This is a genomic window from Aquitalea sp. ASV11 (assembly GCF_016429185.1).
GTDB classification, from domain to species: domain Bacteria; phylum Pseudomonadota; class Gammaproteobacteria; order Burkholderiales; family Chromobacteriaceae; genus Aquitalea; species Aquitalea pelogenes.
Genome location: NZ_JAELUD010000053.1, coordinates 18,277 through 30,731, shown reverse-complemented (window position 1 = coordinate 30,731; position 12,455 = coordinate 18,277). Strand labels below are relative to the sequence as shown.

Annotated in this window: 14 protein-coding genes; 8 read left to right on the top strand and 6 right to left on the bottom strand. The window is 60.9% G+C overall.

All coding sequences use genetic code 11. The features are described 5' to 3' along the window. Positions 1–454 (bottom strand): hypothetical protein (locus tag JHD62_RS15655; RefSeq protein WP_199103702.1); only part of this gene is annotated, 454 nt, incomplete at its 3' end. 188 nt (positions 455–642) lie between these two features. Here JHD62_RS15655 and JHD62_RS15650 point away from each other — a divergent pair. The 4 genes from JHD62_RS15650 to msrB all read left to right on the top strand — a co-directional run bounded on the left by JHD62_RS15650 (position 643) and on the right by msrB (position 4,377). After that, positions 643–1,809: a sorbosone dehydrogenase family protein gene (locus tag JHD62_RS15650; protein WP_199103701.1), complete on the top strand. Its 1,167-nt coding sequence runs from the start codon at positions 643–645 to the stop codon at positions 1,807–1,809. A 69-nt stretch (positions 1,810–1,878) separates the two neighbouring features. Then, entirely contained in the window at positions 1,879–3,246 is a 1,368-nt protein-coding gene (locus tag JHD62_RS15645; RefSeq protein ID WP_199103700.1) for a deoxyguanosinetriphosphate triphosphohydrolase, read from the top strand. A gap of 33 nt (positions 3,247–3,279) precedes the next feature. After that, entirely contained in the window at positions 3,280–3,915 is a 636-nt protein-coding gene (locus JHD62_RS15640; RefSeq protein ID WP_062785903.1) for a histidine phosphatase family protein, read from the top strand. A 63-nt stretch (positions 3,916–3,978) separates the two neighbouring features. Beyond that, positions 3,979–4,377, top strand: coding sequence for a peptide-methionine (R)-S-oxide reductase MsrB (msrB, locus tag JHD62_RS15635; RefSeq protein WP_045845314.1), 399 nt, complete (start codon positions 3,979–3,981; stop codon positions 4,375–4,377). An 8-nt stretch (positions 4,378–4,385) separates the two neighbouring features. On the opposite strand, the gene JHD62_RS15630 is transcribed toward msrB, so the two are convergent. Continuing rightward, positions 4,386–5,576 (bottom strand): GGDEF domain-containing protein, encoded by a 1,191-nt coding sequence (locus JHD62_RS15630; RefSeq protein WP_199103699.1) that lies wholly within the window; start codon positions 5,574–5,576, stop codon positions 4,386–4,388. 177 nt (positions 5,577–5,753) lie between these two features. Between JHD62_RS15630 and JHD62_RS15625 the strand changes: the two genes are divergently transcribed. The 3 genes from JHD62_RS15625 to JHD62_RS15615 all read left to right on the top strand — a co-directional run bounded on the left by JHD62_RS15625 (position 5,754) and on the right by JHD62_RS15615 (position 7,311). Further along, positions 5,754–5,954, top strand: coding sequence for a hypothetical protein (locus tag JHD62_RS15625; protein WP_045845315.1), 201 nt, complete (start codon positions 5,754–5,756; stop codon positions 5,952–5,954). 222 nt (positions 5,955–6,176) lie between these two features. After that, a complete protein-coding gene (gene folE / locus JHD62_RS15620) occupies positions 6,177–6,884 on the top strand; it encodes a GTP cyclohydrolase I (RefSeq protein WP_045845083.1) in 708 nt (235 codons plus the stop codon). A 1-nt stretch (position 6,885) separates the two neighbouring features. Then, positions 6,886–7,311 (top strand): BLUF domain-containing protein, encoded by a 426-nt coding sequence (locus JHD62_RS15615; RefSeq protein ID WP_199103698.1) that lies wholly within the window; start codon positions 6,886–6,888, stop codon positions 7,309–7,311. A gap of 22 nt (positions 7,312–7,333) precedes the next feature. Here the strand turns inward: JHD62_RS15615 and JHD62_RS15610 are convergent, their stop codons facing one another. Together JHD62_RS15610 and JHD62_RS15605 are read right to left on the bottom strand one after the other, a co-directional pair. Continuing rightward, on the bottom strand, positions 7,334–8,677 hold the full coding sequence (locus JHD62_RS15610) for an ATP-binding protein (protein WP_199103697.1): 1,344 nt from the start codon (positions 8,675–8,677) through the stop codon (positions 7,334–7,336). 1 nt (position 8,678) lies between these two features. Then, positions 8,679–9,365 (bottom strand): response regulator transcription factor, encoded by a 687-nt coding sequence (locus JHD62_RS15605; protein WP_045845086.1) that lies wholly within the window; start codon positions 9,363–9,365, stop codon positions 8,679–8,681. A gap of 565 nt (positions 9,366–9,930) precedes the next feature. On the opposite strand from JHD62_RS15605, the gene JHD62_RS15600 reads away from it, so the two are divergent. Next, positions 9,931–10,641, top strand: coding sequence for a hypothetical protein (locus JHD62_RS15600; RefSeq protein WP_199103696.1), 711 nt, complete (start codon positions 9,931–9,933; stop codon positions 10,639–10,641). A 6-nt stretch (positions 10,642–10,647) separates the two neighbouring features. Here JHD62_RS15600 and JHD62_RS15595 read toward each other — a convergent pair whose 3' ends face one another. Then, positions 10,648–11,556 (bottom strand): LysR family transcriptional regulator, encoded by a 909-nt coding sequence (locus JHD62_RS15595; protein ID WP_199103695.1) that lies wholly within the window; start codon positions 11,554–11,556, stop codon positions 10,648–10,650. 87 nt (positions 11,557–11,643) lie between these two features. Then, positions 11,644–12,450: an ABC transporter substrate-binding protein gene (locus JHD62_RS15590; protein WP_199103694.1), complete on the bottom strand. Its 807-nt coding sequence runs from the start codon at positions 12,448–12,450 to the stop codon at positions 11,644–11,646. Positions 12,451–12,455: the final 5 nt, after the last annotated feature.

Below are 12,455 nucleotides of genomic sequence, written 5' to 3'. Positions count from 1 at the left end.
GCCTTACACTGCGCCCATAGCTGAACAGCAGGGCAAGCACACCACCACTGCCCGCCAAGCCATCCTGCACCAGCAGGAACTGGGCCAGCGCCGCCAGCCACAAGGCCGCATACAGCGGATGGCGAATACGCTGATAAACCCCGCCCGGCCATGGCTTGCGCTGTGCATTACCCGACAGCACATCAAGCTGACTACGCCAGAACAGCCAGCATGCATACGCCAGCATCAGGCAGCCCACCGGCCCGGCCAGTGGTGACAGGGCCAGCGAAAACCGGTGTGGCCAGCCCGGGAACGAGGCCAGCAAGGGCAGGATCACCATGCCAAGCAGAACTGGCCAGCGCAGGATGCACTGCCCCACCAGCAGGTGACTGCTACGCCGCAGCAATGGCCGGTACGCAAACCGCGTCAACACCATTACCCCCACTCCGCATAGCTGAATGATTGCCCACAGCATGACATCACCTCGCCATTTTGTTAATGACAATCATTATCATTTACATAGACAATCATCGCAAGCAGATTTTATGGGATCAAGTCCCCACACCCCTGAGCTGATCGCACGGCAAGGGCGACTTTGCAGCAGGCTCTTGCTATTGTTGCTGGCAGCATCCGGCCTGTGCCGTTGCGCCCCGGAGAAAACGCATGCATGTCCGTCACCTGCTTATCCTTGCCTGCCTGATGCGCCCCCTGTCGACGCAAGCTGCCGAACGCTGCCCTCAGGCTGCACCACCCGGCATGCACGTCCTGCCCGGCCTGTGCGCCGAAATCATTGCCAGCGGCCTGAAAATGCCGCGTGGACTTGCCATCCTGCCGGACGGCAAGCTGCTGCTGACCGAAATGACACGCTGGGATGCCCCGCAAGGCCGGCTGCTGCAACTGGAAGCCAGGAACGGCAGCTGGCAGCAGACTGTGCTGCTAAAAGGACTGGACCGTCCGCACGGCGTGGTGCAAGGACCGGATGGCAAGATTTACGTGGGAGAAGTGGGACGCATTATCCGCTTTGACCTGGCAGCGCCACAACAACGCGAAACCGTCATCAGCCTGCCTGCGCGCCAGCGTCATCCGCTCACTACCTTTGCCCTGGCCGGCAATGGCGATCTCTACGTCAATATCGGCAGCTCATCCGACAATTGCGAAACCGCATCGCCAGCCGAACAGGCAAGCGGACGCTGCCCGGAGAGTGCGCAGGACCGGGCCGGCGTGGTGTGGCGCTATCACATCGATGACAATGGCAAGATCAGCGATCTGGGCGTATTTGCCCGTGGCCTGCGCAACAGCATGGCACTGGGGGTGCATCCGCGCAGTGGCATGGTGCTGCAGGCAGAAAACAGCCGCGACGCCATCCAGCTGAAACTGCAGTTGCCCAACGACAATGAACTGCCACACGACGAGCTGAATCTGCTGCAAGCCGGCAAGCACTATGGCTGGCCCTTTTGCTACGACAAACAGGTGGCGGCACCGGAGTTTCCCGCCTACGACTGTAGTCAAACCACTCCCCCCTACCGCCTGTTACCCGCACATGCCGCACCATTGGGACTGACCTGGTGGCTGGAGCCCAAGGCCACGCCACGTTTTGCCGGCTGGCTGATTGTCGGCTTTCATGGCTATCGCCAGCATGGCCACCGCCTGATGGCCTACCCGACCGACCGCCAGGGCCTGCCCACCGGCCAGGGTCTGGAACTGATCGGCAACTGGAAAGACAGCAAAGGCCCCGGCGGCCCGGTTGAAATCCGCGCCGGGGCCGACGGCGCACTCTACATTACCGAAGACCGCCACGGCCAGTTGATCCGCCTGTATGCACGGCCCTGAGCGGCAAGCTGCTTTTCCCCGGGCGGCAAAGCCCATATCATCGCTAAATCCAACCTGCCACGGCCCGCCATGACACAGCACCAGCAACAACAATGGACTGCCCTGCTCTCCACCCAGCGCTTCAAGGTGGTACAAGGGGAAATCAAACCCACCCGTACCCCGGCTACCGATGAAGGCAGCGCCGGCCTGCGCAGCGACTTTCACATCGACCATGACCGGGTAGTGTTTTCCAGTGCCTTCCGCCGCCTGGGACGCAAAACCCAGGTCCACCCACTGGCGCAGAACGACCACACCCACAACCGGCTGACGCACAGCGTGGAAGTGGCCAGCGTGGGCCGCAGCCTGGGTAACCGGGTGGGGGTGATGATGCAGCACGCCGGCGTCATGCCTGCAGGCTACAGCCCCTTTGATATTGGCGCGGTGGTGCAGGTAGCTTGCCTGGCGCACGACATCGGCAACCCGCCGTTTGGCCATACCGGCGAAGATGCGCTGCGCGACTGGTTCCGCGATGCGCGCAACGCGCATTTTCTCACCACGCTGGATGCCGCCCAGCTGCGCGATGTACAAACCTACGAAGGTAATGCCCACGGCCTGCGCATGCTGGCCACACTGGAGATGTACAGCCACGAAGGCGGTATGCGCCTGACTGCCGCGGCACTGGGGGCGCTGATCAAGTATCCGTGGACATCAGATGCACCCAAGGCGCTTGCGCGCGACAAGTTCAATATCTACCGCACCGAACTGCCCTACTTCGAGCGCATTGCCACCGAGTTGCAATTACCGCGCAAAGGCGAGCTGGAATGGAGCCGCCATCCGCTGTCTTACCTGATGGAAGCGGCCGATGACATTTGCTATGCCATTCTTGACCTGGAAGATGCAGTCGAAATCGGCATTCTGGATGTACGGGAATTCGAAGGCCTGTTCGCCCGCTTTACCGAATACGAAAAGGTGTGGAACCTGCACGACGTGAAGCAGAAATGCGCCACCTTGCGCGGTATTGCCATTGGCCGCTGCGTGGCCGAAGTGGCGCAAAAATTCATGCTGCACCACAACGCATTGCTGGCCGGGGAATTCCCGGCCAAGGACCTGATCAACCTGACAGATGCCGAGGTGCAGGAAGCGCTGATTCAGGCCAAGGAGCTGGCCAGCAACAAGGTGTACCGCCACCGCACCAAGCTGGTGACCGAACTGGCGTCCTACCCCTGCGTCGCCACCATTCTGGATGTGCTGGTGCCAGCGGTACATGCCTATATCACCCGTGGTGCAGAACAGCTGACACCGCGCCAGCATCTGGCCATGGGGCTGCTGGAGCAACACATCAAGCCAGAGGACAGCCTGTATCAGGCCTATATGAAAGTACTGGATTTTGTTGGCGGCATGACCGACAACTACGCCGCCAACCTGGCACGCGAAATCTCCGGTGTCGGCATTCTGTAATTTCCACCCCCGCTCAACCATCCGGACACCCACATGCCCACCACCCGCTTTTGCCTGATCCGCCACGGTGAAACCGACTGGAACCGCGAGCGCCGCCTGCAAGGCCATCTGGATATCCCGCTCAATGCCCGCGGCCTGCAGCAGGCCGAACAGCTGGCCCACGCACTGGCGCAGCAACAGCTGGAATTCAGTGCGCTGCATGTCAGCGAACTCACCCGCGCCCGCCAGACCGCCAGCGCCATCAGCCGTCGGCTCGGCCTGCCATTGCAAACCCATGCCGCGCTGAAAGAACGGCATTACGGTGCTTTTCAGGGACATACTTTCGAAGAAGCACGACAGCACATCCCCCACGTCTACCGGCTGCATCAGGAGCGGGATGTCCACTTCGACCTGCAAGGTGGTGAAAGCCTGCACGGCTTTCAGCAGCGCATCATGCAATACATGCAGCAACTGGCGGAACACTATGCGGGAAAGCAGATTCTGGTAGTAAGCCATGGCGGCGTGCTGGAAATGGTGCACCGTACCGCCAGCGGCAAGGGCCTGAGCGGAGCACGCGACTTTCCCATTCCGAATGCCGCACTCAACTGGATTCGCTATCGGGACGGCGAGTGGGAAATTGAAAAATGGGCAGACCAGTCCCATCTGGACAGCAGTCTGGACGAGCTGTAAGCGCGGCACTGACAGATTGCCCCACCTGCCGCGACCAATACAAAAACCACCCGAGGAATGATCATGGACAAGCCAAGCTCCATCAGCGACGCCGACTGGCGCGCCCGGCTCAGCCCGGAACAATACCGCGTTGCCCGTCAGGGCGGCACCGAACGCCCGTTCAGCGGCGAACATTACCTGCGCACCGAACGCGGCGATTACCATTGCATTTGCTGTGGCAGCCTGCTGTTTCACTCGGATACCAAGTTTGATGCAGGCTGCGGCTGGCCCAGTTTCTGGGCCGAAGCTGCCGGCGAACGCATCAAGCGCCTGCGCGACACCTCGCACGGCATGATCCGGGTAGAAGTACGTTGCGCCAGCTGCGACGCCCACCTGGGCCATGTATTCCCTGACGGACCGGAACCCACCGGTGAACGTTACTGCATCAACTCGGTCTGCCTGAGCTTCAAGCCTGCCGATTGATAGCCAAGTCAGGCCAGGGCCGTGTTTGAAACAGCGCCCTGGCTGATTTGCACCCGGTTGCGGCCGGTGTTTTTGGCTTGATAAAGCGCCTGGTCGGCCCGGCGACATAGCTGATCGAAGCTTTCGCCACCCAGCCAGGCAGCCACGCCAATACTGATGCTGTAGCGACACTCACCAAAACGGCTGCTCACCGGCCGCTGCTGGGCATGCAAACGCAGCCGCTCTGCCACCAGCCAGGCAGCTTCAATTGGGGTATCCGGCAGCAGGACGGCAAACTCCTCTCCCCCCAGCCGTCCCAGTGCATCATGGCTGCGCAAGTGTCCGCGCACCATCTCGGCAAAAGCACACAGCACTTCGTCACCTGCAGCATGGCCAAAGGTGTCATTGATGTTCTTGAAGTGGTCCAGGTCGATCAGCAGCAACACCAGTGGCCGGCGGTTAGCCGCCGCCTGCAGGATCAATTGCTGACCGGTGGCAAACAGATGCTTGCGTGACAGCGCACCGGTCATGAAATCACGATTGGCCGCATCCTCGGCCTGCGTCTGCAAGGACTCGTGCAGCATCAGCACCGCCGCCATGGACAAGGCCGGCATGATGGCGGCGCCCAGGCACAGCAGGATGATGTTCCAGCCACTGGCCAGCATGATGCTGGTTGGCTCCGGGTGCAGTTGGTAAAAGTAGACCGCCCGCACCACCTGCGTCACCGCCAGCAGGCAGGACAGGCCAGTGAGCAAGCGATAATGGACACTGCGGCGGTGACCGCGATAATGCGACACCATCAACCATGCTGTTGCCAGGCACACCAGCGCGGCATAAATGGAAATGGCCATCACCCGCATGGGCAGGCTGTTATCGACATAGCGCCAGTAAGTCACGCCCAGCACTTGCAGAATCGCCCCGCCAAGCAACAGGCGCCAGCGCGGCGGCCGACCCAGGAAAGAGGCGCAGCCCGCATAGTACATCGCCAGGGACAAGGCCTGAACGCCATTGGCCAGCACAATGGAGATACTGTCCGGCACCATGCCGCGCAAGCCCAGCAATGGCAGGTAGATGACAACCGCACAATTGGCCACCAGCCACTGCCAGACCCCGGGCAGGCCGCTACGCCGCAGCGAAGCAAACGCCATGCACAGCGCCATGCTCAGCAATTCGGTGGTCAGGAAGATCGGTGCCAGCACCAGTGCGGGGTCGATAGTCATCAAATGGATTAGTGTGCCAACATCTGCCGCCCTGGTGGCACGGGACGCCGCCGAGGCAGGATACAATCCAGCTTTATACCAAAAATGACAGCTGACAGCAGCATTTAAAACAAATATTCACATTCAGACGGCATGCGGGCACAATCCGTACAACACATGCCACGTGCAGGTCATGCCATGCCCCCGACTGCAGATTCAGCAAGCAAACGCGTCCATTGCCTGGATTGCCAGCACTACCATATCAGCCATGATGTCCGCTTTCCTTATGCCTGCCGCGCACTGAAGATCAAGAGCAAGCGCCAGCCCTGCCAGGATGTGCTGGAGGCTTCCGGCCAGCCTTGCCTGTACCGGCAACAGAAAACCGCCAGCAAGCCTTGAAAGGTGACGTCTACGTCTCCATTTGACTATGCTGATTCCGGTTTTCCTTTTCCCTGCCCTTGCTGCGCATTACCATGCATGACCAAGGAAGATCACCGGCAGCAAACCTGCGCCGTTTGCCACATACATCACGGATTAACAGCGGCTGGTGCCGGGCCCATCCTACGACCACAGTCGGTAGCGGGACCGTGCCAGCCATCTAAGATAAAGGCCAAAGCCACCATGAGCAAAACGGATTCCAACGCCAACACCCCAGACAGCGTTTCTTCCCGCATACGCTATCGTTTGCAGAATGCCGGCGTGCGCTTTCACGCCAACGACAATATTGCCGACTTCATCAAGGACGATGAGCTGGACCTGCTGCAACAGGAAGTGGCAGAGAAAATGCAGGGCGTGCTGGAAAGCCTGGTGATTGACACGGTAAACGACCACAACACCCAGGACACCGCCCGTCGCGTGGCCAAGATGTTTGTGCGTGAAGTGTTTCGCGGTCGCTATGTGGCCAGCCCGCCCAATACCGAATTCCCGAATATCGAACAGCTCAACGAGCTGATGATTGTCGGCCCCATCACCGTGCGCAGTGCCTGCTCGCATCACCTGTGCCCCATCATGGGCCGGGTATGGGTGGGGGTGATGCCGAACGAACACTCCAATCTGATCGGTCTGTCCAAATACGCCCGCCTGATTGACTGGGTGATGACCCGTCCGCAAATCCAGGAAGAAGCCGTGATGCAGATTGCTGACCTGCTGATGGACAAGCTGCAACCGGATGGCCTGGCCATTGTCATGGAGGCGGATCACTTCTGCATGCACTGGCGTGGCGTGAAGGACAATAACTCCAAGATGACCAACAGCGTGATGCGCGGCTCCTTCCTGCGCGACGCCAACTTGCGCCGGGAATTCCTGTCGCTGATGCACAGAGGAAACTGACATGCTCGTTCGCCTGATTTATGCCAGCCGCAGTGCCACCCCCATCACCAGCGAACTGGTGCGACACATTCTGGACGCCGCCCATCAGCACAATACCGAGCGCGGCATTACCGGGGTGCTGTGTTACGGAGACGGTGTGTTCGTACAGGCTCTGGAGGGTGGGCGCGCCGAAGTGAACGCGCTCTATCAGCAGATTTGCCGCGACAACCGCCATCACGATGTCACCCTGCTGGCTTACGAAGAAATCGACCAGCGCGAATTTGCCTGCTGGTCGATGGCACAGGCACCGCTGGACAAGAAAAATGCCGCCTTGTTGCTGCGGCATTCATCCAGCCCGGTGCTGGACCCCTTCCGCCTCAGCGGCCAGACCACCAGCCGCTTGCTCAGTGAACTGGGCAACTCCGGCGGACTGCGCTCCAAAGGCTAAGTGCGGATCGGCGCTAGCGGGCCTAGCAGTCCGCTACTGCCAGCGGCAGGGTGATGCTGACACACAGCCCGCCCTGCGGCAGATTACTGGCGTGAATCCTGCCCTGATGGGAGTGCACGATACGTTGCGCCATGGCCAGGCCCAGGCCGTAGCCTCCCGGCTGGCTGTTTTGCTCGCTGCGGAAAAAAGGCTCGAAGATGGTTTCCAGTTCGTGCTCCGGCACACCAGGACCACAGTCACTCACCTCGATAGTGACCTCTGTTTCCGTTCGTCTCACCGCCAGTGACACCGCGCTACCCTTGCGCGTATGGTGAATGGCGTTGCGGATGACGTTCTCCAGCGCACGGGACAGCAACTCCGGCTGCATCATCACCTCGGCCATATCGCTTTGCAGCAGCAGAATGCTGCAGTCGTTGGCCTGCGCCTCGAACTCGGCATCCGGAATCAATTCTTCCAGCACAAAGTCGAGCGGCAACCGTTCCGGCGGATGCTGCGCCCCTTCTGCATCCAGCCTGGCCAATGCCAGTACCTCGCCCACCAGGGTATCCATGCGGCCGGATTCGCGCTCGATGCGCCCCAGCCATGTTTCCAGCTGATCCGGCTGCTGGCGCGCCAGATCAATGGCGGCATTCAGCCTGGCCAGCGGCGAGCGCAATTCGTGCGAAACATCATGGAACAGGCGACGCTGACCGATGATCAGCTGCTTGAGCCGCTTGGCCAGACTGTCAAAATCACGCCCCAGATCGGCCAGCTCGTCACGCCGCCCCCCCATCTTGCCAGCCAGATTGACATCCATCTCGCCCTTGGCCACCGACTGGAACGCTTCACTCATCAGGTGAATCGGCTTGGACAGATAACGCGCCAGAATGGCACCAAACAGCAAACTGGCCAGCAAGGCTGCGAAAATCGGCACCAATGGCACCGGACCAGGCTCTTCCGGTGGACGTCCCGGCATGCCAGGTGGCTGGCCGGGACGGCCTTCAGGCGGCGGCCCCGGTGGCAACAACACCAGCCGGTAGTGCGTGCCATCGGCCAGGCTGACTTCCCTTGCCGGACGATGATTGAACAGATCCGGCCCAGGCGCGGCGCGCCCCAGCAATTCATGCCCCTGATCATCCAGAATGTACAGATAATCACGGCCACGCGATTTCATGCCCTCCAGCTGCTGGCGCAAGCCGGCAGGGCCTTCATGACGCAGCAAGGCGGCGGCCATGTCCAGCACTGTCCCGTCCATCGGGTGATGCTGTTCAATGGCCGCCGCCGTTTCGCTGCGGTGCTTGAACCAGAAAACCGCCCCCACGCCGACCACGGTGCAGATTTGCGCCAGCCATAGTATGAGGAACAACTTCCAGAACAAGCGTCCCATCTCAGGCCTTGATGAACTGGTAACCGCGGCGGACCACGGTCTGGATGCAGATACGGCCCGGCGCAACCCGCGCCAGCTTCTGGCGAATGCTGCTCATGTGCACGTCGACACTGCGGTCGAAGCGTGCCAGCGGCCGTCCCAAGGCCTGCTTGGACAGGATATCCTTGCCGACCGGCTGACCGGCATTGCGCACCAGCAGCTCCAGCAAGCTGTATTCGGTGCTGGTGAGTTCCAGCACGGTGTCACCCCATTGCGCCCGGCGCTCGCCCGGCCACATGGTGAGGGGGCCTTCACGCAGCATGTCTATTTCGTGCGCCGGCTGTGCCTGATTGCCGATGCGGCGCAGGATGGCACGTATGCGGGCCAGCAGTTCGCGTGGCGTGCAGGGCTTGGGGACATAGTCATCCGCGCCCAATTCCAGACCCAGCACCCGGTCGGTATCGTCGCCACGGGCGGTGAGCATCAGGATGGGCAGCATGCTGTGCTCGCGCACCCGGCGCAACACCTCTACTCCGCTGATGCCGGGCATCATCACGTCCAGCACCATCAGGTCAAACTGCCCTGACAGCGCCTGCACCACGGCACTGGTGCCATCGCTCACCTTGTGCACCTCACACGCCTCACGCTCCAGATAGCTACCCAGCATGTCGGCCAACTCAATATCGTCATCCACCAGCAGTATTCGCATTTTCCATCCTGATTATTCTGTCGCCTCCCTCTCCCGGAGGCTTTCGGCAGACATGATCCACATCACGACACGGCGCGGGTGAAGTTTTACCGCCATTTACACCGCTTGATGGCGCTTTACGCCGGGCTAACCGTTATTAACAGTACAAGCGCGCATCATGCATGACGGTAGCCGCTTGCTTGCCCTGCCCGGGTCCCTCTCTCATCTGCGGCGGCTACCACCCTTTGCAGCGGCAGAAATTGCCTGCCTGCCGGACAAAAACGCCGGCAAGTCACTGTAAGCCATGGATTCCGGTCACATCTGCAGCACGCTGCCCAGGCGGTGGCGGCAATTATTTCCGCCACCATCACCAGGAAAACAGCGCAATCAGGCGCAACCTTAGCAGAATGCCGACGCTTTTCCGCACGCCCCCACATTCGCTAACATTTCCTAACATTTATTTACGTCTTTACCGTTATTTACTGGCCTGGAACTTGCCTGTTACCCGGCATCGCGCCCGCCTGCAGCCATTGGGCATGACTGGCGACAGCGCACCGCTCACGCATTCGGATCAGGAGCCATCATCATGAGCATCTCGGGCATCAGCAGCAGCACTTCCATTTACGGACTCAGCAGCAGCCAGTCCTCCGGCAGTACCTCCGGCACCGGCGAAACCCGTCACCATGGCAAACACCGTGGCAGCGGTAACGACGCCTTCATGCAAAGCGTGGAGCAGGCATTGAGCCAACTGGGCATCACCCTGCAAGCGCCAACCAGCAGCAGTGCCAGCAGCAGCAACACGAATAGCAACAGCAATAGCGCACTTGCCAGCCTGCAAGCCCCTCCGCCGCCACCGCCGGATGACGATGGGGACGACGACAGCGTCAGCAGCACGAGCAGCACGCAAAACCCCAGACAGGCCATGCACACTTTCATGCACGACCTGTTTGCCGCGTTGAAGTCCAGCAGCAATAGCGATAGCAGCAGTGACAGCAGCACGGCCAGCGCTTCCACTTATGGCAATGCGGAAAGCCAGTTGCAAAGCCTGATTCAGCAGCTATCCAGTGGCACGTCCAGCAATTCCGGCACCTTGAGCACCCTGCAGAACGACTTCAACAATCTGCTCTCCAGCGTGCAAGGCAGCAGCAATACCAGCGCCAGCGACTCCAGCACCTCCGGCAGCAGTACTTCGGCCAATCTGCAATCCTTCCTCAGTGCACTGCTGCAAAACCTGCAAAACAGCCAGACCAACCAGTATGCATCTTCGGTAGGCAGCCTGATCAGCACCCAGGGCTAAGCGGCCTTACGGCAGCGCCGCAACATGGTGTTGCAGGCGCTGCTGCAGGAATTCGCGCAGGCGCACCACCAGCGGCGACAGCATCATCCGGTGCGGGCATACCAGGTAGAGGGGAGCCCGCTCGGTCTGGTATGCCGGCAGCAAGGCCTGCAAGGTGCCGGCCCGCAGATCATCCATCACATCCAGTCTGGACTTGTAGGCAATACCGAGCCCGGCCAGTGCCCAACGGCGCACGATTTCTCCGTCGTCGCTCTTGAGCCGCCCATCCACCGCGACACTGACCCACTCTCCCTGATGGCCAAAGCGCCAGCGCTCGTGCAAGGCATCACCCAGCACGAAACGCAGGCAGGCATGAGCAGACAGGTCTTCGGGTTTGAGCGGATGGCCATGACGGGCCAGGTAGTCCGGTGCAGCACACAGCACGCGGCGGTTATCAGGCAGCAAGGGCAGCGCCACCAGGCTGGAGTCTTCCGGCACGCCATAGCGCAAGGCCAGATCCACCGGCATGCGGTACAAATCGGCCAGCCGGTCACTGATATGCAGTTGCAAGCGTACGGCGGGGTGCTCGGCCAGAAACTCATCCAGCCACGGGCGCAGCCGTTGCCGGCCAATATCGGATGGCATGGACAGGCTGAGCAACCCTTGCAGCGCCTCCCTGCCCGCCGCCAGCGCCTGGGCTCCCGCTTGCAAGGCTTCCAGCGCCACCGTGGCATGTGCCAGATAACGCTCTCCGTCAGCAGTCAGCCGCAGGCTGCGGGTGGAGCGCACCAACAGACGACAGCCCAGTTCCTGCTCCAGACGCTTGAGTGCTGCACTGGCCACCGCCGGGCTGATATCCAGCGCGCGCGCAGCGGCAGACAGGCTGCCCAGCTGCGCGGTTTGCAGCAGAATCTGCACATCCTCCAGCCTGACCATGCATCCCCCGGAAAAATTCAGAATCAAACACCGCACGCAGCCGACTGCCAGCCCGCCCGGCAACTGCCCGGACAGCCTGAAGCAGGTTCAGGGCAGAAAGGATTTCATATTGTATTTCTGCACCAGCTGCTGGTAAGCAGCACTCTGGCGGTAACGGCGCAACGCATCCACATAAGCGTCTATCCGCCCGGACGGCATGGCCTTGCGGGAAAAACCAAGATAGAAATCACCGATCAGCCAGTGCGGCTGACGCAGGGCCACCACCTGGGAGGACAAGCCCGGCATGGCCACTTCCAGCGACTGCAGTGAAGTACCATAAGCCACGGCAATGTCGATGCGCCCGGCCAGCAGCTTGGAAAATACTTCTTCCTTGGAGCTGGCATTCATGTCGATCTTCCAGCACCTCTGCATGGCATCCTGCACGGTCTGCCCATAGAAATAATTGCTGGCCGCGGCCATGCGAAACCCGGCGTAACGGCAGGGGTCATGGCTGTCGGGAAAGCGCTGCTGCTGGTTGCGGCGGACAAACAGGCCGGCATATTGCCGGTGCTGGATGGCTGCCGGCAGGAATACCGCGTAGCGTTCACGCTCCGCCGTGCGGGCCAGATAACTCAGCGCATCCACCTGCCCCAGCTCCAAGCTGCGCAAGGCGCGTTGCCAGGGCATGGGCTTGTAAATCACATGCCAGCCCAGCCGTGTGGCCACCTGGTCGATTTCTTCCAGATGAAAGCCACCATGGGCCTTGCCATCCCCCTGCACATACTCAAAGGGATGGTTGTCCGACTCCTCGACGGCGACGACAAAATCCTGGCCCAGGGCAACGCCGCTGGCGCACAAGCCAGTCAGCAGCAGCAACAGGCAAACGCAGGCCTGCACGGCCCTACTGTGCCTCATGACAG

Excerpts from the sequence above, each read along its gene's own strand:
- folE (WP_045845083.1), top strand. The coding sequence starts at position 6,177 with ATGAGCAAAACGGATTCCAACGCCAACACCCCAGACAGCGTTTCTTCC.
- JHD62_RS15645 (WP_199103700.1), top strand. The coding sequence starts at position 1,879 with ATGACACAGCACCAGCAACAACAATGGACTGCCCTGCTCTCCACCCAG.
- JHD62_RS15625 (WP_045845315.1), top strand. The coding sequence starts at position 5,754 with ATGCCCCCGACTGCAGATTCAGCAAGCAAACGCGTCCATTGCCTGGAT.
- JHD62_RS15610 (WP_199103697.1), bottom strand. The coding sequence starts at position 8,677 with ATGGGACGCTTGTTCTGGAAGTTGTTCCTCATACTATGGCTGGCGCAA.
- JHD62_RS15590 (WP_199103694.1), bottom strand. The coding sequence starts at position 12,450 with ATGAGGCACAGTAGGGCCGTGCAGGCCTGCGTTTGCCTGTTGCTGCTG.
- JHD62_RS15595 (WP_199103695.1), bottom strand. The coding sequence starts at position 11,556 with ATGGTCAGGCTGGAGGATGTGCAGATTCTGCTGCAAACCGCGCAGCTG.
- JHD62_RS15615 (WP_199103698.1), top strand. The coding sequence starts at position 6,886 with ATGCTCGTTCGCCTGATTTATGCCAGCCGCAGTGCCACCCCCATCACC.
- JHD62_RS15650 (WP_199103701.1), top strand. The coding sequence starts at position 643 with ATGCATGTCCGTCACCTGCTTATCCTTGCCTGCCTGATGCGCCCCCTG.
- JHD62_RS15630 (WP_199103699.1), bottom strand. The coding sequence starts at position 5,576 with ATGACTATCGACCCCGCACTGGTGCTGGCACCGATCTTCCTGACCACC.
- JHD62_RS15640 (WP_062785903.1), top strand. The coding sequence starts at position 3,280 with ATGCCCACCACCCGCTTTTGCCTGATCCGCCACGGTGAAACCGACTGG.
- JHD62_RS15600 (WP_199103696.1), top strand. The coding sequence starts at position 9,931 with ATGAGCATCTCGGGCATCAGCAGCAGCACTTCCATTTACGGACTCAGC.
- JHD62_RS15605 (WP_045845086.1), bottom strand. The coding sequence starts at position 9,365 with ATGCGAATACTGCTGGTGGATGACGATATTGAGTTGGCCGACATGCTG.
- msrB (WP_045845314.1), top strand. The coding sequence starts at position 3,979 with ATGGACAAGCCAAGCTCCATCAGCGACGCCGACTGGCGCGCCCGGCTC.